General features: G+C 56.5%; 21 protein-coding genes and 1 tRNA gene. 9 read left to right on the forward strand and 13 right to left on the reverse strand.

What is annotated here, in order from left to right:
- Positions 1-8 precede the first annotated feature (8 nt).
- Together AC2FEB_RS07515 and AC2FEB_RS07520 are read right to left on the reverse strand one after the other, a co-directional pair.
- Positions 9-4,238 carry a PKD domain-containing protein gene (locus AC2FEB_RS07515; RefSeq protein ID WP_496883935.1) on the reverse strand — a complete coding sequence of 1,410 codons (4,230 nt, stop codon included), beginning with the start codon at positions 4,236-4,238 and terminating at the stop codon, positions 9-11.
- Between the two features lie 48 nt (positions 4,239-4,286).
- A complete protein-coding gene (locus tag AC2FEB_RS07520; RefSeq protein ID WP_496674828.1) occupies positions 4,287-4,949 on the reverse strand; it encodes a hypothetical protein in 663 nt (220 codons plus the stop codon).
- Between the two features lie 736 nt (positions 4,950-5,685).
- Between AC2FEB_RS07520 and parE the strand changes: the two genes are divergently transcribed.
- From parE to AC2FEB_RS07535, 3 genes are all read left to right on the forward strand, one after another.
- Positions 5,686-7,644 (forward strand): DNA topoisomerase IV subunit B, encoded by a 1,959-nt coding sequence (parE, locus tag AC2FEB_RS07525; protein WP_299895794.1) that lies wholly within the window; start codon positions 5,686-5,688, stop codon positions 7,642-7,644.
- Between the two features lie 9 nt (positions 7,645-7,653).
- Entirely contained in the window at positions 7,654-8,622 is a 969-nt protein-coding gene (locus AC2FEB_RS07530; protein WP_496674826.1) for an MrcB family domain-containing protein, read from the forward strand.
- Positions 8,623-8,901: 279 nt separating this feature from the next.
- A complete protein-coding gene (locus tag AC2FEB_RS07535) occupies positions 8,902-9,870 on the forward strand; it encodes a UDP-glucuronic acid decarboxylase family protein (RefSeq protein WP_496674824.1) in 969 nt (322 codons plus the stop codon).
- 83 nt (positions 9,871-9,953) lie between these two features.
- Here AC2FEB_RS07535 and AC2FEB_RS07540 read toward each other — a convergent pair whose 3' ends face one another.
- On the reverse strand, positions 9,954-10,565 hold the full coding sequence (locus tag AC2FEB_RS07540) for a hypothetical protein (protein ID WP_496674822.1): 612 nt from the start codon (positions 10,563-10,565) through the stop codon (positions 9,954-9,956).
- 208 nt (positions 10,566-10,773) lie between these two features.
- Here AC2FEB_RS07540 and AC2FEB_RS07545 point away from each other — a divergent pair, with 208 nt between their 5' ends.
- Positions 10,774-11,055 carry a hypothetical protein gene (locus tag AC2FEB_RS07545; protein WP_117869486.1) on the forward strand — a complete coding sequence of 94 codons (282 nt, stop codon included), beginning with the start codon at positions 10,774-10,776 and terminating at the stop codon, positions 11,053-11,055.
- Between the two features lie 39 nt (positions 11,056-11,094).
- Here AC2FEB_RS07545 and AC2FEB_RS07550 read toward each other — a convergent pair whose 3' ends face one another.
- From AC2FEB_RS07550 to AC2FEB_RS07560, 3 genes are all read right to left on the reverse strand, one after another.
- Entirely contained in the window at positions 11,095-11,934 is an 840-nt protein-coding gene (locus AC2FEB_RS07550; protein ID WP_496674820.1) for an EamA family transporter, read from the reverse strand.
- A 98-nt stretch (positions 11,935-12,032) separates the two neighbouring features.
- Positions 12,033-12,803 (reverse strand): alpha/beta hydrolase, encoded by a 771-nt coding sequence (locus tag AC2FEB_RS07555; protein WP_496674818.1) that lies wholly within the window; start codon positions 12,801-12,803, stop codon positions 12,033-12,035.
- A gap of 868 nt (positions 12,804-13,671) precedes the next feature.
- The gene (locus tag AC2FEB_RS07560; protein WP_496674816.1) at positions 13,672-14,346 is read right to left on the reverse strand and encodes a TIGR04283 family arsenosugar biosynthesis glycosyltransferase; all 675 of its coding nucleotides are present in this window, start codon (positions 14,344-14,346) and stop codon (positions 13,672-13,674) included.
- Positions 14,347-14,419: 73 nt separating this feature from the next.
- Here AC2FEB_RS07560 and ygfZ point away from each other — a divergent pair, with 73 nt between their 5' ends.
- Both ygfZ and AC2FEB_RS07570 read left to right on the forward strand, forming a co-directional pair.
- Positions 14,420-15,157: a CAF17-like 4Fe-4S cluster assembly/insertion protein YgfZ gene (ygfZ, locus tag AC2FEB_RS07565; protein WP_496674814.1), complete on the forward strand. Its 738-nt coding sequence runs from the start codon at positions 14,420-14,422 to the stop codon at positions 15,155-15,157.
- 113 nt (positions 15,158-15,270) lie between these two features.
- The gene (locus tag AC2FEB_RS07570; RefSeq protein WP_496674812.1) at positions 15,271-16,212 is read left to right on the forward strand and encodes an ABC transporter transmembrane domain-containing protein; all 942 of its coding nucleotides are present in this window, start codon (positions 15,271-15,273) and stop codon (positions 16,210-16,212) included.
- A gap of 54 nt (positions 16,213-16,266) precedes the next feature.
- Here AC2FEB_RS07570 and efp read toward each other — a convergent pair whose 3' ends face one another.
- Entirely contained in the window at positions 16,267-16,830 is a 564-nt protein-coding gene (efp, locus tag AC2FEB_RS07575; RefSeq protein ID WP_299635772.1) for an elongation factor P, read from the reverse strand.
- 218 nt (positions 16,831-17,048) lie between these two features.
- Here efp and AC2FEB_RS07580 point away from each other — a divergent pair, with 218 nt between their 5' ends.
- Positions 17,049-17,369: a DUF6280 family protein gene (locus AC2FEB_RS07580; protein ID WP_037310273.1), complete on the forward strand. Its 321-nt coding sequence runs from the start codon at positions 17,049-17,051 to the stop codon at positions 17,367-17,369.
- 87 nt (positions 17,370-17,456) lie between these two features.
- Here the strand turns inward: AC2FEB_RS07580 and AC2FEB_RS07585 are convergent, their stop codons facing one another.
- Positions 17,457-18,026 carry a cobalamin biosynthesis protein CobQ gene (locus AC2FEB_RS07585; protein ID WP_496674810.1) on the reverse strand — a complete coding sequence of 190 codons (570 nt, stop codon included), beginning with the start codon at positions 18,024-18,026 and terminating at the stop codon, positions 17,457-17,459.
- Between the two features lie 62 nt (positions 18,027-18,088).
- Between AC2FEB_RS07585 and AC2FEB_RS07590 the strand changes: the two genes are divergently transcribed.
- Positions 18,089-19,546 carry a cobyric acid synthase gene (locus tag AC2FEB_RS07590; RefSeq protein WP_496674808.1) on the forward strand — a complete coding sequence of 486 codons (1,458 nt, stop codon included), beginning with the start codon at positions 18,089-18,091 and terminating at the stop codon, positions 19,544-19,546.
- A gap of 3 nt (positions 19,547-19,549) precedes the next feature.
- Here the strand turns inward: AC2FEB_RS07590 and AC2FEB_RS07595 are convergent, their stop codons facing one another.
- From AC2FEB_RS07595 to AC2FEB_RS07605, 3 genes are all read right to left on the reverse strand, one after another.
- Positions 19,550-20,323: a hypothetical protein gene (locus AC2FEB_RS07595; protein ID WP_299895768.1), complete on the reverse strand. Its 774-nt coding sequence runs from the start codon at positions 20,321-20,323 to the stop codon at positions 19,550-19,552.
- Positions 20,324-20,396: 73 nt separating this feature from the next.
- Positions 20,397-21,815, reverse strand: coding sequence for a TolC family outer membrane protein (locus tag AC2FEB_RS07600; RefSeq protein ID WP_496674806.1), 1,419 nt, complete (start codon positions 21,813-21,815; stop codon positions 20,397-20,399).
- A gap of 95 nt (positions 21,816-21,910) precedes the next feature.
- Positions 21,911-22,564: a protein-L-isoaspartate O-methyltransferase family protein gene (locus AC2FEB_RS07605; protein WP_496674804.1), complete on the reverse strand. Its 654-nt coding sequence runs from the start codon at positions 22,562-22,564 to the stop codon at positions 21,911-21,913.
- Between the two features lie 226 nt (positions 22,565-22,790).
- On the opposite strand from AC2FEB_RS07605, the gene AC2FEB_RS07610 reads away from it, so the two are divergent.
- Positions 22,791-22,864: transfer RNA gene (locus tag AC2FEB_RS07610), tRNA-Cys, on the forward strand.
- Positions 22,865-22,932: 68 nt separating this feature from the next.
- Here the strand turns inward: AC2FEB_RS07610 and AC2FEB_RS07615 are convergent.
- Both AC2FEB_RS07615 and AC2FEB_RS07620 read right to left on the reverse strand, forming a co-directional pair.
- Positions 22,933-23,964 (reverse strand): site-specific integrase, encoded by a 1,032-nt coding sequence (locus AC2FEB_RS07615; RefSeq protein WP_496883936.1) that lies wholly within the window; start codon positions 23,962-23,964, stop codon positions 22,933-22,935.
- Entirely contained in the window at positions 23,961-24,152 is a 192-nt protein-coding gene (locus tag AC2FEB_RS07620) for a hypothetical protein (RefSeq protein WP_027259529.1), read from the reverse strand. The genes AC2FEB_RS07615 and AC2FEB_RS07620 overlap by 4 nt, the downstream gene beginning before the upstream one ends.
- Between the last annotated feature and the right edge of the window lie 16 nt (positions 24,153-24,168).

The raw sequence follows: 24,168 nt of genomic DNA on the forward strand, positions 1-24,168 counted from the left end.
CCTTTGGATCATGGTCTAATTGGGTTTTCAGGAATGGCCTGACGCTCGGTGGAATGGGTGATCATCACGACAGAGGTATCATTGGCGATTGTCGCAATGGCTCCGGGCGACAGCTCAACTGCGATACTGTCAACAAGCCAGAGTTCCCTGACCCCGGTGCCGCCCAGGTTTTCAAGCGTATCAACCAGAGACTGTGTGCGCCGGCGGAAGTAATCTTCGCGCGCCTTTGTTTCAGCACGCCGGAAAACAGGCGCATCGCGACCCGCGTCAGGAGCCAGACGCAAGATGACTTGTACCGCATCCTGATCATCACTGTCTGTTACGGCCTGCGCCAATTTGGATTGAAGCTGAGTGTCCAGCTTGCCCCACGCAGTCTCGGACAATCCAAACGGACGGTTGCTGTTGGTTCCGGTCACGGTGTTATCCTCCTCGATCGCCGCCACGCTGAACATAGCCGGGGCGACGGCGCGGTCGAAACGCGGATTCACGATGATGCCGGGCCCCGGTACAGGCTCTGCCGAAGGCGTGCTGCGGGGTTGTTCCGGCCGGAAGCACAGCTCGATCAACGCTCCTTCCTGCGCCCGCATGACGAGGGTCACTATCCCGCTCGCCTGAACCTCTATGACCTGTACACCCTGCTGCTGCGTTCCTGTCTGCGTCATCAGGACGTTGCCGTCCGCATCAAGTGCAATAATCGTTATCGGCTTTCCGCCACCAAAGCTCACCTTGAAGCGGGCCCAGTCAGCGACGACCGGCAGATGGGCAAAGACACCGGCGATGGAAAGCAACAGTTTGGGTGTGCCTTGCGGCTGAAAACCGCCAATGATCTGAAGAATGCTGCCCTTGGCTGGCAAGAACCGTACACCGCCGACATTCAAAACAGGATGGCGGGAAGGCACTTTCTGGCCGCGGAAATCAATGCAACGTTCACGCGGGGGAATTTCCGGATCGGGTTTAGGCTGGTCCGGGCAATGCGGTTGAATCGCGATGAACGCACAATCATCAATGTATCCAAGCACATCGTTGCGCGGATCATCTCCGCTGAATTCCAGAAATACCGTTACGGCTTCGGCTTCCGCCGTCACACGACCCCGCAATTGCCGCCAGGCACCGTCCAGGTCACCGGTCCACCATTCCACCCAGGGCGCTCGCGGATCGTCACCACCGCGCGGGTCCAACCCAAGAGCATAGCCGCCAGCTCTGCGGGCTTCTGTTGTGAACGAACATGAGAACTCATAGTCCCACCCCGGGTTTGCGCCCAGTGATTGCCAGATACCGACGCGAAGGCCGCGTTGCGCGATGACCCGTTGGGACCTGTCACCGGTCCGGACGATGCAACCTTCGCAGTCAAAGGCATCGGCAGGGATCGGGGCCAATATCGGAACGGGATTGCCCTTACCAGCGTGGAAGGCAGCCAAATCGGTCAGCCATGCATAAGGAGTCCAGAAACGGCCAACATTGCCCGCTGGCAGAGAACGGAACCCGTCTTCAAAGCCGGGGTTCAACAAATGCACGACGCGGACGGTCAGCTCGTCCTGACCAAAGTCGCCGTCGTCATCCATGACCGTACAGATGGCCCGGAAATCACCACACCTGTTATAGACATGCGTGGCGGTCGCTGTGCCTTCGGCCGCTGGCGGTTCGTTCGTTTCCTCGATCAAGGCCGTGCGGGGTTCACTGCAATCGCCGAAATCCCACTTGGCTGTATGCGTGTCGCACCAGCCAGGATCCCGGAAATCAGCGACAAGCGTGATCGGTGTGCAGACATATGCAAAGAGATCCGGGCCAGCTTCGACCTCGGGCGGAACATTGGTGACGGTGACACGCAAGGTGTCAATGGCCTCGCCACCATTGACGTCACGAATGCGCACCGTGACAGTGTATTCACCATTGTCGCACCAGGCATGGGTCACGGTCGAGGTACCTGTCGCCTCGGGAGGTGTGTTTGTTTCAGAAATCACACCAGGTTTGGGCGCGTGGTGATCACCGAAATACCACATGGATTCGTGCGTGTCGGGGTATTCGACATCTCTGAACCGTGCAATCAGCGCGACCTCTTCGCCTTCTTGCACCGTCAGATCAGGTCCGGCATCCACTGTCGGCGGCACGTTTTCGACGGTAACAAGCGAGAAACTGCGACTGCGCGCGCCGCCCGGTTGGTTGATCGTCAGCGCGTGTTTCGCGGTGTAGACACCACTTGCCGCATAGACATGCTGGATCGAAGGCAAAACTGCGGCCGGAGTTCCGTCACCCGGCAACCATTCGTAGCCTGCGTCAGGGTGTTCATTCACAGCCGAGAGCGACATGGAGGACGCCGCAGCACCCGACCGTGCCCCACCCGAATCCGCCGGGACGACATCCGTGGCCTCACAACTGCTTATAACAGTGAAATCTCCGGCGATTTCAAGGCCGTCCGTATCAATGACGATCGGGTCCGAAAAAACCGCCTCGACCCTTCCGATCCTGGCAAGGTTTTCCGGCCAGCCGGTGATGCCCGTAACCGTATTCGTAACTTCATCAGACAGGATTTCGCTGCCCATGCTTTCGGCAATACCGCGAACGACAAGTGCCACGATCACAACAACCAGTGCGCCCAGAATTCCGAAAGCTCCGAACGACAAAATCGCGGCGATTGCCGTCAGCACCCAAAGCAGCACGGACTCTTCGGGATCGACATCGCTGTCGATTTCAAAGTGATCCATTTGCTGCCCGCCGTCTGGGCCCAGCGAACCGTTCGGCTGCCAGCGCAAACCGACGTCGTTGAAAAAGTCGGCGTCCACATCAATGCTGCCCAGGATCGCGTCTACAACAGTCACTTTGCCCGATATTCTGATCGCCCCCGCCCTGAGGCTCACGTCCAGATCAGTCAGCCGGACTTCGCGCCCGTCAGGCGTAAACGTCTTCGGAAGGTCATCATCCGACAACTCGGCTTCAATGCGAGCAGCTTCAATCGACGCTTCGACCTGGGCCGCGCTGATGGCAATTGCAAAATCCCTGTCAGCCGGAATGAAATTGGCAAGCCCGCCTACGTCACCGCCACCATCATCGTTCAAGGCGATGGCCAGAAACTCGTTTGTCACTCCGACGGTGATGCTGTCGACCTGAAACTCTTCGTCCGTTGCCTCCGGGCCCCAGATGTAAACGAAGTCGCGTGCTTCCAGATCCCGGTGAAAGAAGTCGCCGATGAATTCTTCGATTTCGTCTACGGTCGGGGCAGCAATGGAAACCTCGCCTAGGCCACTGGCCAGTTCCTGCCCGCGCGACACCAGTTCGCTGGAAATCTGGGCGTCGAGGTCAATCGCGACCAACGGGATTGCCGCAAGCTGATCGCGGTTATCGATATAGTTGTCACCCTCTGGCCCATACTCCGGACCGGCCGGATTGATCGCGTCCACGGTGACGATGGCCGCATTCAAATCTGTACGGAACTCTGAACCAACCCGGCTGAAAGGTGCCGTAATGTTGATCCGCGTTTCGATCCCCATTGGATCCTGCGGATTGAAAAAGAGCTGTACCGCCGGGCCGACAACAATGTTGAACATCCGCAGATAGACCGGCAGCGAAATTGTTATGTCACCGCCGGACACGGTGGTTTCAATATCGTGCGCCGCGACCGAGTCGTCGTTGAATATTTCGGCATGGACATCCGTCGTCAACGCTCCCAAGGCAAATGGCAGCGCGGTCTCATCGATAACATGGGGGATGGATGGGAAGGCCGGGTCAATCGGTCCACCCGGGCCACCGTTCTCATAGGCTTTGTCCACGAATTCGGTTGCATACAAATCGATGTTGGCGGCAATAGGGTCGCCGCTGGTCAGAGTGGCTGACACCTGATTGCGGGGCATACCGTCCAACAGCCATCCCACATCCTGTCGCCCGGGAATCAGACCAATGGGCGCAGCCGCAGCAAGATCAGCCGTCATCGTCAGCATTTGCGCGGAAGGAACCGGTGGGTTTTCAATCTCGATCTCGATCAAAACACCAAGTTGGATTTCGGCACCGGTGATGTCCGGGCGCAGGCTTGCGTCCAACTGGTCTTCGGGAATCTGAACAGATCCGTCAGCTACGACGAAACCACCAAAGGTTTCACCCGCGGGAACATCCATGAATTCGGGAATGCGGCCTTCATCGCCGGGGTCATCGTCGCATTCTGCAGACTTCCACGCCCCCCGTATGACCTTTCGCAGGACCTCTTCCGAGGCTTCAACGACGACTTCATATCCTCTTGTATTTGCCATCCTGACGTCCTCGGTCTATCGGCGCGACGGAATCGCGCCCGGGTGTCTTCAAGCAGTGCCGGTGACAACGGCGCGGGGCGTGATATTGACAAGCCTGCGTTTTCCGGATCGCACGGCATGATAGAGCGACGCGGGCGCGAAGCGCGGTACCGTTGCATCAAGTTGCCTGTAGGCAAGCAATGGAGAGATGATTTTGTGAGCCTTGTTCAATGTTTCCAGCGGGTCGGGAATTTTCGCGGATCCGATCAGGCTTGGATCCAGCCCGGCGACTGAGTTGCCCTTGGCTTTCACTGAAAACTGACGGGCGATTTCAGTTGCCTTGACCCTCGTAATCTTCACTTTGGAAGTGGAAGAACGCACTCTTCGTTTCGGCATGGACAAGGGGGACACGTCAGGGCGTTTTGAATTTTCCTCGCCCAGTTTCAACTCATCGAAAAGCACGGCTGCTAGGTCGTGTTCCTGCCCGGGGTCAAATTCATGCCCGGCCGCGACGAAAATTTTTTTCCGCAAGCTTTTGCGTTCAACGATCTGTTTCTTGGAAAACCGCGCCCTGTCCTCCAGCTCAAGCCGACCTGAAAGATCCAGATCGAACCCAAGTTCCTCAAGCGCCAACAGCGGGTTAATTAGCGCAGCGCGAGCAAGCTCTGGGGTAACATTCAAACGCGCAGCAATATCGTGCACTGCTGCCTGAACGTCCTGAAACGTAGCCATAGCAGCCTTCCAATTACGAAAAATCGTAACTCATGAACGCTTGGTACTCATAAATGGATAATTTGGGAGTCTGCCTTCACGTTATATTTTTCCAGCGATTCCGTCAATGATCCGGAAGCGCCACAAGGCTGCACTGAACCGATATCGACAGCTGAAGAAAGGGTTCTGATCTGGTGCAAACACTGCTTCATTTGGCAAAATAACCAAAGAGGATTCTCTCGAAAATACCTCGGCTGGCTTGAGCTTTTAGGATTGAGTTTTCCAGACAGCGAATTGAATCTAGACACGATTCCACCAAACCCAAATGTGTATGCCATACCGGTTACAACTCTCTTGCTGCCCGAAAGAAGGAAGGTTTATCCGACACGACAGCGATGGCCGACAGGAAGATCTTCGGACATTTATCCCAGCAGGTTGCGGTTTGGCGCCAGCCCTGCCGGCGTCCGAACAAGAACCCGATGCGTACAGCGTTTGCCGCGGCGCTTGTTGTATCGGACGGGTTTATCGCGCGATGTTCAGCCAGAGATGCCGGCCTTTCTTCGGTCGATAACGGCACTGCGGAACCAGCTCGCGTCGTGGAGGCAGGCAGCAAGGGGGCCAATCTTGGTGTTCGACACAATGTACAGGCAGCCAACGGCTCAGCGACCTCAATCCATCCACAACACCTCGCGCCCCTCTTCCCCCGGACCACATCACCTGCCATAATGGGGGAAACTCAAAAACAAGAGCAGCACCCATGCCCGACGATCTGTTGACGCCAGAAGCGACCACAACTTATGACGCCTCCTCAATTGAGGTGCTCGAAGGTCTGGAACCGGTCCGCAAACGCCCCGGCATGTATATTGGCGGCACCGATGAACGTGCGCTGCATCATATGGTCGCCGAGATTCTCGACAACTCGATGGACGAGGCCGTCGCGGGTCATGCCAACCGGATCGAGGTTGAGCTGCATGCTGACTATGCCCTGACCGTTCGCGACAACGGGCGTGGCATTCCGATTGATCCGCACCCCAAGTTTCCTGACAAATCGGCACTTGAGGTGATCCTGTGTACCCTGCACGCGGGCGGCAAGTTCTCGGGCAAGGCCTATCAGACCTCGGGCGGCCTGCACGGCGTGGGAGCGTCCGTAGTGAACGCTCTGTCAGATTCGATGGTCGTTCAGGTGGCCCGCGACAAGACGCTGTATGAACAACGTTTCTCGCGCGGCGTTCCCCTTGGTCCTGTCGAAAAGATCGGCGCGGCCCCAAACCGACGCGGGACCACGGTGACGTTTCATGCCGATCCCGACATCTTTGGCCATCACAAGTTCAAACCCGCCCGCCTGTTCAAATCCATCCGCTCCAAGGCCTACCTGTTCTCAGGCGTAGAAATCCGCTGGAAATCCGCCATCGATGACGGTGAAACCCCGACAGAAGCCAGTTTTCACTTTCCCGGCGGCCTGTCCGATTACCTCAAGGAGACGATGAACGGCTCCTCCACCTATGCTGACCAACCCTTTGCGGGCACCGTGGATTTTCAGGAAAAGTTCAACACCCCCGGCAAGGTCGAATGGGCGATCAACTGGACGCCCTCGCGCGACGGGTTCATCCAGTCCTATTGTAACACCGTCCCCACCCCCGAAGGCGGCACCCATGTGGCCGGGTTCTGGGCTGCTGTTCTCAAGGGCATCAAGGCGTACGGAGAGTTGATCAACAACAAAAAGGCCGCGCAAATCACCCGCGAGGACCTGATCACCGGCGGCTGCGCGCTGGTCTCGTGCTTTATCTCGGAACCGGAATTCGTCGGCCAAACCAAGGACCGCCTCGCCACGGTCGAGGCGCAGCGATTGGTGGAAAACTCGGTCCGCGACCATTTCGACAACTGGCTGGCCGCGGACAATAAATCCGCAGGCGCGATTCTGGACTTCCTTATCCTGAGGTCCGAGGAACGCCTGCGCAGACGGGCCGAGAAGGAAACACAACGCAAGTCCGCCACTAAGAAACTTCGTCTCCCCGGCAAGCTGGTGGACTGTTCTAGTTCAACACGGGACGGCACAGAATTATTCATCGTCGAGGGCGATTCTGCGGGCGGCTCTGCCAAAATGGGCCGGAATCGCAAAACGCAAGCCCTGCTGCCCCTGCGCGGCAAGATCCTGAACGTACTGGGCGCGGCCAGTTCGAAACTGGGCACCAATGCCGAGATCAACGACCTGACGCAGGCGCTGGGTGTGGGGCTTGGCACCAAGTTCAACGTCGACGACCTGCGCTATGACAAGATCATCATCATGACCGACGCGGATGTGGACGGGGCGCATATCGCGGCGCTGCTGATGACGTTCTTCTTTACCCAGATGCGCCCGATGATTGACGCGGGCCACCTGTATCTGGCCTGCCCGCCTCTGTATCGTCTGACCCAAGGGGCCAAGCGCGTTTACTGTCTGGACGAGGCCGAGCGGGATGAGTGGCTTGAGAAAGGTCTGGGCGGCAAGGGCAAGATCGACGTGTCCCGCTTCAAGGGTCTGGGCGAGATGGACGCCAAGGACCTGAAAGAGACCACGATGGACCCCGCGTCCCGGAAATTGATCCGGGTCACCATCGATGAGGACGAACCCGGCGAAACCGGCGATCTGGTCGAGCGCCTGATGGGCAAAAAGCCCGAACTGCGGTTCCAATACATTCAGGAGAACGCGCGGTTTGTGGAGGAGCTGGATGTTTGAGTAGCCCAAATGCTTCATGAGTATCTATCGCGTCTCGCGCGCGAGTACGTCTTTGAACGTGCTAAAAGTTTCTCTGGGAGTGAATTTGGAAATTTTGTACGGCACGACATAGCGATAGAAGCAAAGAAACGCCTACTTTTCCTACCATACGAACTGGAAGTGAAAGCAAGTGTCGGCCAATCACGTTGGGCTTCGGTGCCGTGGTTAGCTTTCTTCGACCCACTCGTAACAGACACTGCAACTCGCGGTTATTACGTCGTCTACCTTATTAACGCACAAACAGAAGAGGTAGTGTTATCTCTCAATCAAGGTACGACAGAGGTTTACCGTGAATTCGGAGAAAACGACAAAGGTCGGAGTATTCTCGCTCGTCGTGCTGTCGACATAGCGGAGAGGATTCCCGAGTTTTTTGAAAGATTTGACAGTGGTAGTATCAATCTCGGCTCGACTGAAAAACTTCCATCAGGATATGTTGCTGGCCATGCATTCGGTAGGGTCTACCAAGCAGATATGATTGATCCTAACCAGTTCTACGAAGACTTGGAAATGATTCTCGCGGCGTACAAAGCGCTTGTAGACCGTGGGGGCAGAACACCTGTCGACACCATGATGGAGGAGTCTGGTTCAACGGACATCCTCGAGACCAGGAGTTATGTTCTTTCTAGAAGAATTGAACGGGCAAAGAATGTACGGTTGCGGGTTTTGGAGCGTCGTGGGATAAAATGCGAAGGTTGCGGTTTAGCGCCAGTCGAACACTATCGCTACGAAGGCCCAATCAAGAACGTTCCGCTTGATGTTCACCATGCAAAACCAATTCGAGAGCTCTCAGAAGGTGAGACACGCAGGTACAAAATTCCAGACGACTTCCTGGTGCTATGTCCAACCTGTCACCGAGTGATTCACAAACAGGAAGATGTAGCCGACATTGAGAAACTCAAGAATAGCATCAGCTTTTTTCACAAAAAAATAGTTGGCTAACAACAAGCTTGGGATGGCTGCACTTATCTGTTTTTCAACTACTTCTAGATTGCTGCAAGTATTCATCCTAACTAACTAAGCATCTAACGCGCCTAAGAGGCAAATTGCCCGCGTGCAACTTGCCTCGTGCAATACATTGGGAAGATGAAACACACACACCACACGCGCCCTCAAAAAACCAAATTCTACTGCAATTCAAACCCCTTCGGTTTACTAATCAGATCAAGAACCGGTTTCCCGGTGGCAAGCTGGCTTGGATTTAACGATTAAGGATTTGCAATGGCCCGCCTTTATGACAGTCGAAAACGTGTTCTCGTAACCGGTGGGGCCGGGTTTCTGGGCTCGCATCTGTGTGACCGGCTTCTGGATCAGGGGCATGAGGTTTTGTGCGTCGACAACCTGTTCACTGGCACCAAGCGCAATATCGACCATCTGCACAACAACCCGCGGTTCGAGTTCATGCGCCACGATGTGACCTTCCCTCTGTTTGTGGAAGTGGACGAGATCTATAACCTCGCCTGCCCCGCCTCGCCCGTGCATTATCAGCACGACCCGGTGCAGACGACCAAGACCAGCGTGCATGGCGCGATCAACATGTTGGGGCTGGCGAAGCGGCTGAAATGCAAGATCTTTCAGGCCTCGACCTCCGAAGTTTACGGCGACCCGACCATCCATCCGCAGACCGAGGACTATTGGGGCAACGTCAACCCCGTTGGTCCGCGCTCGTGCTATGACGAAGGCAAGCGCTGCGCCGAAACGTTGTTCTTCGATTACCACCGGCAGATGGGGTTGGAGATCAAGGTGGCCCGCATCTTCAACACTTACGGACCCAGAATGCACCCTGCCGATGGGCGCGTCGTGTCGAACTTCATCATGCAGGCCCTGACCGGCGAGACGATCACGATCTTTGGCGACGGTACGCAGACCCGGTCTTTCTGTTACGTGGATGATCTGATCGAAGGGTTCATCCGCCTGATGGAGACAGGCCCAGACGTCACCGGACCGGTCAATCTGGGCAATCCCAACGAATTCTCGATGAACGAACTGGCCCGCGAAGTGCAGGCCCTTGTGGGGGCCGAAACCCCCGTCAGTTTCAAGCAATTGCCAGAGGATGATCCGAAACAGCGCCAGCCCGATATCACTCTGGCGCGGACCCTTCTGGGCTGGGAACCCAGAGTGCAGCTGAAAGAAGGGCTGAACGCAACCATCCGGTATTTCCGCGAGCTTCAGGCCGAAGTCGAGACCTAGGGTCAACGCCCGGTTTTGGAACCGGGCACGACCAAAGCCCCTGACCTGCCCCGGCGCTTGAAGAACCTTCGCAAGGCGTCGCCTTATTCGAAATCTGCCTGATCTAGCAGCGTATAGGTGAACTTGTTGCCAAACGCATCGCGCCCGGCTTCGCATTTCAGCAGAAACTCGGCAAAGTGACGCTGATCCGCGAATACCTGACACCCGGCGGAATAGATCGTATTCGCAGTGTCATCATCACCGTTGTTTGGCCCCTTGTGCAGATTTATGCCAAACATCCCACTTTGAGGATTATCAAGGTTCAGGTTCCCATCCTCGTTGTTGTCCCGAAACACGGTAACGTTTCCCAGCCTTTGACACAGCGCTTTGTGGCCTCCGGGCCGGCCTCTTTTATGAATATCGATCTTGTAGCAGGACCGGTATTGCCCCGGCGCCAGAATGGCCGTCCCATCCGGGTTTATCGGGTTCTTCAGGTAGTGATCGCTTGGATCGGCGGTCATCGGGTAATAGGCAATATCCCAAACGCCAAGAAACCGGTGGAACACCGTCATGACATCATCGAATTTCTTGGGTGAAACAGGGTGGGCGCGAATGCCTACTATGTTCAGGTTCCAATCCACAGTAGGGGTATCGAAAACCACGTAATCTTTTTGGGACATGACATCCATAATCGCTTCCACAGAGGGTCTGAACATCTCTCAATTCTCCTAAAACAATGCGGTCATGTTACCACAGAAACGACCGGTCGTAAAAATCGCCCCGCGGCGTTGCCACTGTGCTTGTCGGATTTTCGTTGCCTAACCCGTTGATCCCGTTCAAACTTGCGGCAACAAAAACAATGATTGAGGTCCGGGCGTCCAAAACCTTTTGATCGACAACAGATTTGCAGGACGGGAGGACGACATGAAAACACTGACTTTTGGGCTGGCCTTAGCCATGCTCGCGACCCAGACGCTGGCGCAACAGACGCTCAGCTTGGCTTCTCCGATCCCGGACGGGGCGGAAACGCGGTTTTGCTATTACAAAGGGCTGGCTTATTCCCCGGATTCCTTCATCGTGATCTTTGGCGACAATACCGTCACAGAAACGATCAACACGCGTGAAGAACGCTTGCTGCGATGTGTGAGCAACGACAAGGGCAACATGCACTGGAAACCACAAAGCACGTTTCAAGTCGGTCGCTAAGCCAGAGATATCACCGCCATCCAGTGCTTTTCAGCCGGATCAGACAGCCATTCCTATCAGGGCGATGCCAACAGCCATGAGTACCGCGGCACCCAGCCGTCGCGCCCAATTGCCTTCCTTGAGGAATATGAACCCGATCAGTGCTGCGAAGATGACCGACGTCTCGCGCAGCGCCGAAACCGCGCCCAATGGTGCGAAGTTCTTGGCATACAGCACCAGACCATAGGCCGTCATCGATACCAGTCCGCCAAGAATACCTGTCATCCATATTTTGGATGGAAGGTCTTTGAGGGCCGCTCGTTTCCGAACGCCTACAAAACCGGCTATGAACAGGTGCAGAAATGCCCCCCACGCCCAATAGCTTAGCGTATTGCCCGATAGCCGAACCCCGATCCCGTCTACGACCGAATAGATCGAAATGCAGAACCCGGTGCCCAGCGCAAACTGCAGCGTGCTGCGCCCAACGCCCGAGCGCAGCGCTTTCCAGCTACTCAACTGAATGCCAACGGCAATCAGGGCGATCCCACCCCAGGCTTGAAAAGGCAGCACTTCTCCGACCAAGAGCATGGCCCAGAGCGAGACCAGCGCCGGGACAATACCGCGGGCGATGGGATAGACCACACTCAGATCACCATGCTGATAGGCTTTACCCAGCATGAAGTAATAGCCGAAATGCACAACGGTCGAGAGCAGGATGTAGACAAAGCTCTCTGGGCTTGGCAGCGGCAGCAACATCACCATGACCGCCGCAGGCAGGACTTGACCCAAAGCGACCAAACCCAGCATTGTGGTTCGATCCGCCGCTGTCTTGACTATGGCATTCCAAACGGCATGCAACAACGCGGCCGACAAAATGATAGGGATGACGAACAGGGTCACTCCAAAACCTTTCCCGCAGAGAGTTTGCGCAAAAAGGGTCTGTGGCCCTGTTTACTTGGCGCGATGTCTCCAATGGGTGGTTTGTTGTCAAGCCTGTTTCAGATCACATGACTGTTTATCCAGGATTCAATTTTTGTGACAGGTTGCTCCCATCCCGGCTCCATGAACAGAAAATGCGCATGGTCTTCAACCAAAAGAAAAGTTCCGCGTTGCCCATACTGATCAGCTAGGGCCCGGCAGGTGTTGGGGCTAACGGCGCGATCTTCCGCGCCAGAGACCACGAGTACCGGACAATCTATCTTGTCGAAGTCGACTTTAATCGCGTGGTGGTCATCAAACATCCAAAAGAACATCTCGAACATAACGCGCCCGCTTTCCGGCCCCAGCTGATCAAACACAACATGCTGCTGCGTTTCAGGCATTTTGTTGAGAGCAAACGGAGCCATCAGGTCGAACTCGACCCGCATGGACTGTTTCCAAAACGCGCCTCCCTCCATCAATGCTCGTGGCACGGCGCGCTCGTCGTCGGTTTCAGGCAACGTTCCCCAAGGTGCATTCGGATTGATAAGAACAATGGCGCTGGCCAATCCCCGTGCGGCCACCTGCTGCGCGACTACACCCCCAATGGCATGTCCCAGTATGACCGGCTTGGTGTCCAATCCCTGCACAAAAGCCGCAATGTCATCGGTGTAGTCGATGACGCTGGTGTTCGTCAGTTCCGGGTCGGGACCGCTCTTGGGATCACCACCGTGGTGGCGCAGAGCCGGGACATGTACCGTCCAACCCCGATCACGAAAGAAGGAAGCGTAATTCTGCATGCACCATGGTCCAGCAAAAGCCCCGTGGATCAGTACAATTTCATTTGGCATGGACAATCTCCCTCAACGCAAGACCGAGTATGGGCATGTGGCAAGATGTTACAACTGCCCGTGATCCCTGTTGCAGGACGGTTCACAGGTCCTAAGATCGGGCCCATGAGTTTTGTGACCGACAATCAATTGCTCCTGCTGATCCTGTTCTTTGTCATAGGCACAATCGGCACCGCGTTTCTGTTTCGCAAACCGGCGGGGCACCGGGCGTGGAAACTGGCTGATCTGGTATGGGTTGTGCTGGGTGGCATCGGGGCACTTGTTGCTGTTTTGGCCGGGCTTTATACGTCGGACAGTTCGCGACTGGACCGACAAATCGACGTGGCCTATGCCGCGACGCTGGCATTTGACAGAGATGCTGCCCGGTTCCGTCTGCGGTTCTGTGATCCGGCCTTTGACCCGGACACCGCCGTTTTATGTGAAAAAGTTGAATTCCTTTCAGCCTCGACAGCCAGCAACTCGGAACTGCCCCTGTTCATCGCAGTCACGAATGAGGTGGCCCCCTTGCAGGGGCTTCACTTCCTCGTTGGGGGTCAGTCCAAGGACGAAATGGACGAAATACGTGACATGGCCGCCAAGGCCGAAGCATTTGACATCGACCAGTTCCTTGTCTTCACTTCACTGGACGAAAGCACGCAGACCGCCATAGACAACATGCGTCGCAAGGTTCCCGCAATTGCGGGCGACTACCTGATACTTGCGCAAAGTTATGACGACCTGATCGCGCAGGTCGGGAAGCTGAAAGAAGAATGGGAATACCTACAGGACAATGCCCATATTCTTGTCCTGCAGATTGTGGCCCTATGCCTTGTCAGTTTTGCGGCACCTTTTCGGCTCGGGAAATCCGTGGTCGAGCTGCGCACCACGTTCAGCGTCGATAAGCCTGCGCCAGAACCTGCGGATCAGCCCCCAGAAAGTAACGCAGAAGAGTCCACAGGTTCCGAGCGCCGCGCCGAAACCAGCCCACCTGCTCATACCGCTCCGCACTCGTAAAGGCGTGGGTCTCCAAAATCGTAATCCGTGGCAGCGCGCGCACCAAAGTCACATCTTCCATCAACGGCTGGTCCGGAAACCCGCCCGCCGTTTGATACTCGTGACGCGGAACCAGCAATCCCTGATCTCCGTAGGGTAAACCCAGCACCCTGCTGCGCAGATTGGCCCAGCCAGCCACCCACGCTGGAGCGACACCGTGCGCGCGGAACGCCAGCCGAAAAGCTGCCGGTTTGCCCGAAGGCAGGTGGGCGCTCACGGTCTCGCTCCATCCCTGTTGCAGCACAGTGTCCGCATGAAGGATCAGCAGCCAATCCCCTTTGGCCTCTGCGCACCCTCGGCGTAGCTGACCACCTCGTGATGGCGGGCCGGTCACAACCTTCGCGCCAGCCTCTTCTGCAATATCCAGCGTATGATCGGTTGAGCATGCGTCGCTGACGATCAACTCCCGGATCAATCCGCCATGCAGCCCTTCCATCAGGGCCTCGAGGCAGGCCGGCAATGCGTCAGCGGCATCAAAGGTCGGAATCACAACGGAAATGGGTGCAGGCACGTTTGATAACCTCTGGTCTTGGCATCGGAACTTCCTATATCACGAGGCCTGAGGAAATGACGAGGACCAAGCCATGCCCACCCGCCGCATACTGCGCCTGACCGGCTCGGATACCGATAGCTTCTTGCAGGACCTGATTACCAACGACATTCAGGGGCTGGGCACCGGGCTGGTCTACGCCGCTCTGCTTACACCGCAGGGAAAGTACCTGGCGGATTTCTTCCTGAAACGAGATGGCGATGGCGTTCTTCTGGATGTGGCCGAACACCTTGCAGATGATCTGGTCAAACGTCTGACAATGTACAAACTGCGTGCAGATGTGGTGATCGAGGGAGCTGATCTGAACCTGCAACGCGGCACCGGGGCCGCGTCGAAAAACGCCCTGCCCGATCCCCGCCACCCGAACATGGGCTGGCGAACCTATTCCACCGAACCAGAGGGCGATGACGGATCCGACTGGGATGCGCTGCGCGTCCGGCACTGCACTCCCGAGTCAGGCATTGAGCTGACTCCGGACAGTTATATCCTGGAATCAGGGTTCGAAGCACTGAATGGCGTGGATTTCAAAAAGGGCTGCTACGTCGGACAGGAAGTGACTGCGCGTATGAAGCACAAAACCGAATTGCGCAAAGGTCTGCGACGCGTCGTCGTTCAGGGCTCTGCTCCAGTAGGGACCGAAATCACGGCAAATGGCAAACCTGTCGGAACTTTGTACACACAGTCAGGCGGGTACGGGATTGCATATCTGCGATTTGATCGCGCAAGCGGAGAGATGCAGGCCGGTGACGCCACCGTTCGCCTGGAAGACTAAACCAACCTTGTTGCCTAAACGGCACGTCCGGCACAGCAGCTTGTATCGTAAAGTTTGAACCTGTCGTCCAGCGCTGCCACAGTATAGGCAAACGGGGCAAACCGGATACCTGCATGTTTCGACTTTACTCCGCGATCTGGCGCGCCAGTGCCGGGCGGCAAATCATACTTATCCTGCTGTCCATTGCCATTGCGGGCCTTGCCGCCGTGCCGCTGGAGTTTCAGCGCGACATCGTCAACCACCTGACGTCCGATGATGTCGGGGTCGAGAAACTGATCCAGTTGGGCATTGGCATGATGGCGGTCATCCTGCTGAGCCTGACATTGAAATGGGTGCTGGGGTTTCGCGCAGGAACCTTGGGCGAAGACATGATACGCCTGATCCGCCAGCGCTTGCTTTGGCGCTCGACTGACCTGAAGGAAACCGGCGAAGACCTTCGCAAGGGCACCATGACCACAGCCATCTCAGCTGAGGCTGAAGAATTAGGAAAATTCGCGGGCGGTGCTTTCTCGGATCCGGTTGTTCAGATCGGAACGCTGATCAGCGTCATCGGCTATATCTCATCCACGCAACCAGGTCTGGGGCTGATTGCGCTTTCAATGATCGTTCCGCAGATCATCATCGTACTGGCCTCGCAGCGCAAAGTGAACACGTTCGTGGCGGAACGCGTTCGCATTCTGCGCGGTGCCACGGACCGGCTTACGACCGAGGATATCGAAGCCGTCGAGCGCGACATCAACACCATGTTCGATGACATTTACGACACGCGGCGGCGGATGTTCCTGTGGAAACTATCGGCAAAGTTCCTGCTGAGCGTGATCAACGGGGCCGGCACCGTCGGCATACTGATGCTGGGTGGCTACCTGGTCCTGCAAGGGAAAACGGATGTCGGCACCGTGGTGGCTGCCACCAGTGGGCTCAGCCGCATTCAGGGGCCCACTGCCTTTCTGATCGCATTCTATCGCCAGGTCAGTGCCAATCGTATCAAATACGAACTGATGCTGGAATTGTTTGGCCCGGATCCAACCCGCTATCGCCATCGACCCAACGCATAAGAAAAGACCGCGCGGCGGGTGCCTGCGCGGTCTGATGCGAAACGTGACGAAACGTCACGCGCGTTCGGAATATTCCATAGTTTCAGTGTTCACGACGATCATTTCGTCCTGACCGACGAAGGGTGGAACCATGACTTTCACGCCATTGTCCAGCACCGCGGGCTTGAACGAGTTCGCCGCAGTTTGACCTTTTACCACCGGCTCGGTCTCGACGATTTTGCAAGTCACTTTCTGCGGCAGCGTCGCGTTCAGCGCCTCGCTTTCGTAGAACTCGACAACAATGGTCATGCCATCTTGCAGAAACGGGCGGCGTTCTCCCAGCAATTCTGCAGGTAATTCAATCTGTTCGTAGGTTTCAGAATCCATGAACACCAGCATCCCGTCGGATTCGTACAGGAACTGCTGATCCTTTTGCTCCAGACGCACGCGTTCGACCTTGTCCGCAGAGCGGAAGCGTTCGTTCAGCTTCGAGCCATTGCGCAGGTTGCGCAGTTCCACCTGTGCAAAAGCCCCGCCCTTGCCCGGCTTTACATGGTCAACCTTGACCGCTGCCCAAAGGCCGTCGTTATGCTCAAGCACATTGCCGGGGCGAATTTCGTTCCCATTTATCTTGGGCATTACATAAATCCTTCACAAACGGTTGATGCATCAGTTGCGGTCCCTATATCTGGCGGGACCACACCTGACAAGACAACGACACCTAGTGCTGCACTTGCAGCAAGCCATGCAAGTGACGCAACGCAACTATGCATTTTAGCTGTATCCGAATCGCACCTAATCGGTCATAAGGACCCTCACGCCGAAAATGCAAGAGCAAGAACAACAAGGAAAACGAGATGAGAGATTTCGTTGACGGCACTGCCTTTAACAATGAGCAAGGCAATCGTGCGCGCAAACTTTTCGCGGCCGTTGTGTTGGCTGCACTTGATGATGCTATCGCCGATGACAAGAAATACGGCAATGGCCCCGAACAAATCGCCCGCTGGGCGCGTTCGCGCGATGGGCGCGAAGTGCTGTCCTGCGCAGGAATTGACCCAAACGAACGGGTTGTCAGCGGATTGATGGAATTCGTTGGGCGCGGCGTCCGCACGTCGGTTGCCCTGTCGCGTGAAGAGAGCGAACGCCGCAACGCTGCACAGCAGGCCGAAGCTGCCTGAACCAGGGCGGATTTGGATTGAACAAACGCGCTCTGCCTATCAGAGCGCGTTTTTCTATGCCTGATCGTCAGGCATGAAGTTGTTGGATCAAAAGAACAACAGCCATTGCCGCACCACCCAGAATTCAGCCGCCAGCATGGTCGCGAACAGAGCTTTGCCCCAAACAGGCAATCCACGCTGCCACAGCAAAACATATGCAGCCAGACAGACAAAGGCTGACACCGGCGCCACCCACAAGGCATGATGGTCGCTGTCCCAATAGCTGACAGGGCTGTGGAACACCCAGTCGCTGACAGGCCAGAGCTGTGGCCGTCCGTCGCCCGCATGAAGCAGAAAATCTGTCGCAAGATGCAACAGACCCGCCGCTGCACCGACAGCCAGAACATGCCAACCTCTCCAGACTGCCAGCAGGAATACCAACCCCCAGAGGATAAAGGAATTGTCTATGGCGAATACGGTCTGCCAGGCCGGGGAAAAGTAGAGCTGCCCAAAGACCACCTGTTCGGGAATGGCCAGAACAAAAAGGGACACGCCCGCCATCACATACAGGGACATGTCCGGCATTAACGCTCCCAGGAGCGCAGCCCAGAGAATACGTCCTTGCGGCGGCCGGGCAAACGCGGCAGCCCCGATCAAAAGATGTGCTGGCGTGTTCATCCGGGGCTTTCCCTTTCGGCTCAAATCAGATCATCTGCGCCCTGACATATAGGAGACAAAACATGGTTCGCGCCATCATGATTCAAGGCACCGGCAGCAATGTCGGAAAATCAGTTCTGGTGGCCGGGCTGGCGCGCGCCTACACGCGTCGGGGGCTTCAGGTCGCGCCGTTCAAACCGCAAAACATGTCGAACAACGCTGCCGTCACCGAAAAAGGGGGCGAAATTGGCCGCGCGCAGGCCCTTCAGGCCCGTGCTGCACGGCGGACACCCCACACGGACATGAACCCTATTCTGCTGAAACCTGAAACCGATACCGGCGCGCAGATCATCGTTCAGGGGCAGCGCGCTGGCACGATGAAGGCCGGAGATTACCGCAAGGACAAATCCAAGCTATTGGGAGCAGCGCTGGAAAGCTTTGACAGGCTCTGCGCCGACGCTGATCTGGTTCTGATCGAGGGCGCTGGCAGCCCGGCTGAGACCAACCTGCGCAAGGGTGACATCGCCAATATGGGGTTTGCCTGTGCCGCGGAGATACCAGTGGTTCTGGTCGGGGACATTCATCGGGGCGGGGTGATTGCGCAGATCGTTGGCACTCAGGCCGTGCTGGACGAAGGAGACCGGGCGCAGATCAAGGGTTTTGCGGTCAATCGTTTCAAAGGGGATGTGTCCCTGTTTGAGGAAGGGCGCGAGGACATCTCCGCACGCACCGGATGGCCTTGTCTGGGAGTCGTGCCATGGTTTCACGACGCATGGAAACTGCCCGCCGAGGACATGATGGACATCCGTTCCCATACCGGCGGCGTGAGCAAGGTCGTTGTGCCTCAGCTTGAGCGAATGGCGAATTTCGACGATCTCGATCCGTTGTCCGCCGAACCCGGCGTAAGTGTCGAGATCATCCCTGGCGGACGCCCCCTGCCCGGCGACGCCGATCTGGTTCTGCTGCCCGGAAGCAAATCCACAATCGGAGACCTGACCTATTTCCGGGCACAGGGCTGGGATATCGACCTCTATGCCCATGTTCGCCGGGGCGGACATGTCCTGGGGTTGTGCGGTGGCTATCAGATGCTGGGCAAAACCATTTCCGATCCCGATGGCGTGGATGGCCGGCCAGGCAAGATTGATGGATTGGGATTGTTGAACGTCGATACCGTCATGGGCGGCCAGAAACAGGTCATTCTGCGTTCGGCCCATGCCCTGCCCGACCTGGAACCGGTTAGCGGGTACGAAATCCACATGGGGCACACCGACGGCCCGGACCGCGCCCGCGCCTGGCTGGAAGTCGAAGGCAGACCAGAAGGTGCGGCCAGCAGCAACGGCCGGGTCAAAGGCAGCTATCTGCATGGTATTTTCTCGTCAGACGCATTTCGCGCCCGCTACTTGTCAACGCTGGGCGTGACGTCGGACATTGCTTACGAAGACGGTGTAGAGCAGGCGCTGAACGATCTTGCGGATCATCTGGAACGCCACATGAATCTTGACCTGCTGCTAAGTCTGGCTCAGCCACCGCAGCGTGGCTGAATCTTATCCCAGATCTTTCGCGCTCAGCGCGCGAGCGATTTCCCGTCGGACCATCTTGCGCACGTTTCGCGTGATCCGCTCACCCATTGCACCTTGCAGTTCCTGACGTACAACTTCCGCGATCAGGTCGCGCAATGTCTCTTCATCCAAGTCCATTGTCGCGACGTCTTCTGCCACATCAGCGGCAGGATCGGCCTCAACCGGTTGTGCGGATCGGATGAACTCAACGTGTTGGGCCGTATCGGCCTCAGGCCGCGGGTCGCCTGCATCTTCTTCGTCAGTCAGAACGATGGACCTTGCGGCGGCAAACTCTTCTTCGACATTCCACGGCAGGGATTGAGTCGGTGTACCCGAATAAGCATCACCGCTGTCGCCATCCGGCTCCCATTGATCCTCGGTTTGCGCGATTGCCGCTTCCAGTGCTTCGATTTTGGCGCTCAGACTGATCGCAGGGTCATCAGATGAGCCGGATTTTGCAGCTTTTGCCTCCACCTCGTCATCCGAAGTGTTGGCCGGATCCCCTGCCCTGACAATGTCGCAGGTGCGCAGCAGCATCGGCTTGGCCGAGTCGGCAACATCAGGCGTCGGCTTGGCTGATATGACCTCGGGCTGAGCGGGTTTGCTGATGCGGAGTGCGTCCGTCAACACCAGACGCCCCGGCTTACGCGTTGCACCCTGTTGATCCGGGGCGGGTTTACCACGACTATCTTCACTGACCAGACGTTTGACCGAAGACAGAACGTCTTCGATCCCTGCTTTCACGACATTATCAGACATTGTTCTCTACCGCTCTATCGTTGGATCGAGTGTAGCCAAACAATCCGAGCCCTACAACAAATAGTATTGCCGGTTAGTCCCGACGCAACGCTTTGAGGACTCGATCCAGATCCTTGCTCTGTTTGCTGACACGCGCGGGGGCTTTTTTGACCAGATTGTAGTACAAAGTCGGATCATAGATCTGAACCGCCAACCCCAGACGTTCTGCCGTCAAAAGACCTTGCGCCTGCAATAACTGATATGCTGCGCGGGATCGTTCCGTGCGGGATGCCACTTCTGCCAACTGCGCGTCCAGCAAATCCTGCTGAGCATTCAACACATCCAACGTAGTACGGGCGCCCAAGGTCGCTTCTTCCCGGATGCCGTCAAATGCGACTTGCGAGGCGCGAACCCGTTCCGTAGATGCCCTGAGGCTGGCACTGGCCGCCTGAAAAGCCGCATACCGGTCCGTTACACCCTGTGTGATGTTCTTCTGTACATTGAGTAGGTTCGCACGAGACGCATCCCGGTTTGCCATAGCGCGCCGCACATTGGCGGCCAACCGGCCACCGGCGTAAATCGGCTGTGTAAAGTCCAACGAAACGGTTGCGTCATTTACATAGTCGTTGTTGTCATAGCTTTCCCGCACGCCCGCATCGGCGTTCAAGCTGACATTCGGCCCAAGGTTGGCCCGCTGTTGCTGCACAATCAAATCAAAGGCCCGGACCTGATGCTGCGCCGACAGAATCGCCGGGTGGTTGCGTTGCGCGAGACTAATCGCCTCTGCCTCGCTCCGCGGCAGATTGGGCAGACTTGGTTGACCAGCCGTCCGCCCTGGCGCCTTGCCAACCGCGTTGACATATTCAGCTTGCGCAATGCTCAATTCACCACGTGCAACCGCAAGATCCGCCTGCGAGCTTGCCAACTGCGCCTCGGAAAGCGCAACGTCCGTGCGCGTCACTTCGCCGACTTCGAAGCGATCATTCGATGCGCGAAGTTCTTCCGCCGAAACATCCACGTTGTTCTGGCGAATTGCGACTGTCTCTTCCTGTAGCAGCACGCCCAGATACGCGTTCGCAGCGCGGATAAGCACCTGTTGTTCAATGTCGATCAGGGTTTGCCGTGTCGACAGAACCGTTTCCTGCGCCGATTGCTTGCCCAGAACCGAAGCACCGCCATCATACAGAAGCTGAGTCAGTCCCAGCCCGGTGAAAAACCGGGACGGCTCGGTCGTCGTGACCACATTGCTGGTCCTTGACCGGGTATAGTCCTGGCTGACCTGTACGGTCCAGTTGATGATCGGCCGCAATGCAGCAAGTGCGATCGCCACGTCTTCATCTGCCGCTCGCAGCAGCGCCCGGTTCTGTTCCAACAAGCCACTTGTGTTATATGCGCCGATGAAGGCGTCTGTTATGTTGTCAGCCCACACCGGACGCCCTGGCATAACGCTGATGGCAAGTCCTGCGGTCACTGCGAATGCCCTGACCAGCTTGCCTGTCGCTGAACCACGCATACCGAAATCCTCTCAAAACGAAATTACACTGCCCTGAAGGCAGTTTGCGGTCTTCTTTTCAACTATTCAAGGCGCCAGAAAAATCTATCGGCGAACTATAGCGAAAATGCACACTCCGCAGAAAAACTCTCTAGTATCGGTGCACTGGCGTTGAAGGTATCCCGCCAGCTGACGCGGCCACCGGCCTTTCGACCGATCCGCACAGTCCCAACACTGCCTTCGACAAACAGGCAAGCGATCCGGCCGTGTTCCTTGAGCTGATCCAGCAGGGCCTCGGGAACCCGTTCGACACCGCCCTGCACCATAATTGCATCGTAAGGACCATGCTCAGCCGCGCCCTGTTCCAACGGACCGACGTGGATGATGGCGTTGTCCACATCCGCCTCAGCCAGTAGGCTTTGCGCCTCGGACGCCAGCGTGTCGTCGCTTTCCACACCCACAACCAATTGGGCCATACGAGCGGCAACCGCCGTGGAATACCCCGTCGCCGGAGCGATATCGAGAACCATCTCATCGTTTGAAATGTTAAGCGCGTCCAGCATTTTAGCCAACGTTCTCGGCTCTAGCATACAGCGCCCATTACCCAGATCGATTACGCCGTCGACATAAGCAGCCTCTCGCTGCGCATCAGGTACGAAGTTTTCGCGCGGGACATTCAGCATCGCCTCAATGATCGGGAACTTTGTAACATCCGAAGGTCGGATTTGCGTGTCAACCATAGTGCGGCGCCGGGCTGCGAAATCTGTCATAGGATCTCTCGTGTCATTCCCAAAGTTACCCGGCTTGTGCCACATCCTGAAGCGGCCAGCAACGGCCCTGTTGACGCAACTCGCCTGCGCCTGCGCATTTGCCGTCGCGGGTTTTGGTAAATTTTGAATCCATACGTCAAAATTGCGCGCAATCCTCTGGACGCCCCTTCGGAAAGCTGCTAAAACCCCACGCACACCACGGCAAGTATTTGATTTTACTTGAAAAGGCGAGTTGGCGGAGTGGTGACGCAGCGGATTGCAAATCCGTGTACACCGGTTCGATTCCGGTACTCGCCTCCAATAAAATCAATAACTTGCGTCATCTTTCCTCTCCTTCACTGCCATTTTTGAAACAACCGTTGAAACTTTCACGTTTCGGTCTTGCTTCGTTCCATTTGATTTCTTGCCTCTTGAGCGCGCTTCGCCAGTTCCCTTTGCCGGATCGGCCCACCGTATTTTTTGAGCATCTCAACGCCTGAGTGACCGGTGACGGCTTTGACCATCTCGTCATCACACCCCGCCAGATAAAGCTCGATTGTCGCGTTTTTCCTGAGCCCGTGCGTTTTGTAGTAGCTCGCCTTCTCGTGCTGCATCTTCTTTTTGATGGTGCGCATTTCCTCCGCAACGATACGGTAGCTCACTGGTCGACCTTTCGCGTCGGTCACAACAGTGCCGTCCGTTCGTGCGAGCCCGTCGAGATGGGTTTTCAGGCGGTCGGTGAGCGGGATCCAAAGCGGCTTGTCGGTTTTTCCCTGCGTGAAATCGAAACCTTCATCTGAAAAATGCTCCCATTTCATCTTCACGACATCGCCAATGCGCTGGCCTGTTCCAACGCAAAGCTCATAGACCAGCCGTGCCCGCTTTGAAGCCAGCGCTTCAAACTCTGCGCGAACATCGTCCGGCCAAGGCTCCCAGCCGTCGCTCTGCTGCTTGAAAAGCGGGATGCCCTTTGCCGGATTGCCGTGCTCTTTCTTGATGAAGCCGATCAACCGGGCGTGGTTCATCAGGACAACCATGACCTGGACAAGGTAGTTGGCTTGCCGCCAATGATCCGCATTGGCCCGGTGCAATTCATAAATGTGATGGGTTTCGATCCTGGCCGGGTCTTTGTCGGCCCAGATCTCACGAATGTGGCTGATATAACGCCGATAATCGGATTTCGTCCGAGGCTTCAGCTTCTTGTAGGCGTCGCTCTCGTAGTAGCTGAGAATCAACGCCTCAAAATTGCGTTTAACCGACGCAGGCGCTGGTTTTCCCTTCAGCAGGCGATTGTAATGGTCCCAAAATTCCGGGGTGCCCGCTTCCTCGTGCATCATGACCGAGATACCGCGTGAACGCCGAATGAACCGGAGATACCCCCGGTCATTGTAGACGTATTTGGGCAAGCTCTTGCGAGTCATTCGCCCATTCTCAGGTCACTGTTGAGAAAGTCGTCTGCCGCCTCTGGCGCGACCATGTTGGCATCGACGATGACACTGCCATCAGGCTTGATCTCAAATTTTGCCCGCTGCCAACCTGCCTCCCGCGCCTCGCGAATGAAGGCGGAGGCTGCCTGTCTCGCCTTTGTCTGTACACTTGCTTTGGTCATCTGATCGACACCTCTC

The organism is Ruegeria sp. YTSC106 (assembly GCF_059609765.1).

Coding starts and splice junctions, on each gene's coding strand:
- AC2FEB_RS07515 (WP_496883935.1), bottom strand. CDS start 4,238: ATGGCAAATACAAGAGGATATGAAGTCGTCGTTGAAGCCTCGGAAGAG.
- AC2FEB_RS07520 (WP_496674828.1), bottom strand. CDS start 4,949: ATGGCTACGTTTCAGGACGTTCAGGCAGCAGTGCACGATATTGCTGCG.
- parE (WP_299895794.1), top strand. CDS start 5,686: ATGCCCGACGATCTGTTGACGCCAGAAGCGACCACAACTTATGACGCC.
- AC2FEB_RS07530 (WP_496674826.1), top strand. CDS start 7,654: ATGCTTCATGAGTATCTATCGCGTCTCGCGCGCGAGTACGTCTTTGAA.
- AC2FEB_RS07535 (WP_496674824.1), top strand. CDS start 8,902: ATGGCCCGCCTTTATGACAGTCGAAAACGTGTTCTCGTAACCGGTGGG.
- AC2FEB_RS07540 (WP_496674822.1), bottom strand. CDS start 10,565: ATGTTCAGACCCTCTGTGGAAGCGATTATGGATGTCATGTCCCAAAAA.
- AC2FEB_RS07545 (WP_117869486.1), top strand. CDS start 10,774: ATGAAAACACTGACTTTTGGGCTGGCCTTAGCCATGCTCGCGACCCAG.
- AC2FEB_RS07555 (WP_496674818.1), bottom strand. CDS start 12,803: ATGCCAAATGAAATTGTACTGATCCACGGGGCTTTTGCTGGACCATGG.
- ygfZ (WP_496674814.1), top strand. CDS start 14,420: ATGCCCACCCGCCGCATACTGCGCCTGACCGGCTCGGATACCGATAGC.
- AC2FEB_RS07570 (WP_496674812.1), top strand. CDS start 15,271: ATGTTTCGACTTTACTCCGCGATCTGGCGCGCCAGTGCCGGGCGGCAA.
- efp (WP_299635772.1), bottom strand. CDS start 16,830: ATGCCCAAGATAAATGGGAACGAAATTCGCCCCGGCAATGTGCTTGAG.
- AC2FEB_RS07580 (WP_037310273.1), top strand. CDS start 17,049: ATGAGAGATTTCGTTGACGGCACTGCCTTTAACAATGAGCAAGGCAAT.
- AC2FEB_RS07585 (WP_496674810.1), bottom strand. CDS start 18,026: ATGAACACGCCAGCACATCTTTTGATCGGGGCTGCCGCGTTTGCCCGG.
- AC2FEB_RS07590 (WP_496674808.1), top strand. CDS start 18,089: ATGGTTCGCGCCATCATGATTCAAGGCACCGGCAGCAATGTCGGAAAA.
- AC2FEB_RS07595 (WP_299895768.1), bottom strand. CDS start 20,323: ATGTCTGATAATGTCGTGAAAGCAGGGATCGAAGACGTTCTGTCTTCG.
- AC2FEB_RS07600 (WP_496674806.1), bottom strand. CDS start 21,815: ATGCGTGGTTCAGCGACAGGCAAGCTGGTCAGGGCATTCGCAGTGACC.
- AC2FEB_RS07605 (WP_496674804.1), bottom strand. CDS start 22,564: ATGACAGATTTCGCAGCCCGGCGCCGCACTATGGTTGACACGCAAATC.
- AC2FEB_RS07615 (WP_496883936.1), bottom strand. CDS start 23,964: ATGACTCGCAAGAGCTTGCCCAAATACGTCTACAATGACCGGGGGTAT.
- AC2FEB_RS07620 (WP_027259529.1), bottom strand. CDS start 24,152: ATGACCAAAGCAAGTGTACAGACAAAGGCGAGACAGGCAGCCTCCGCC.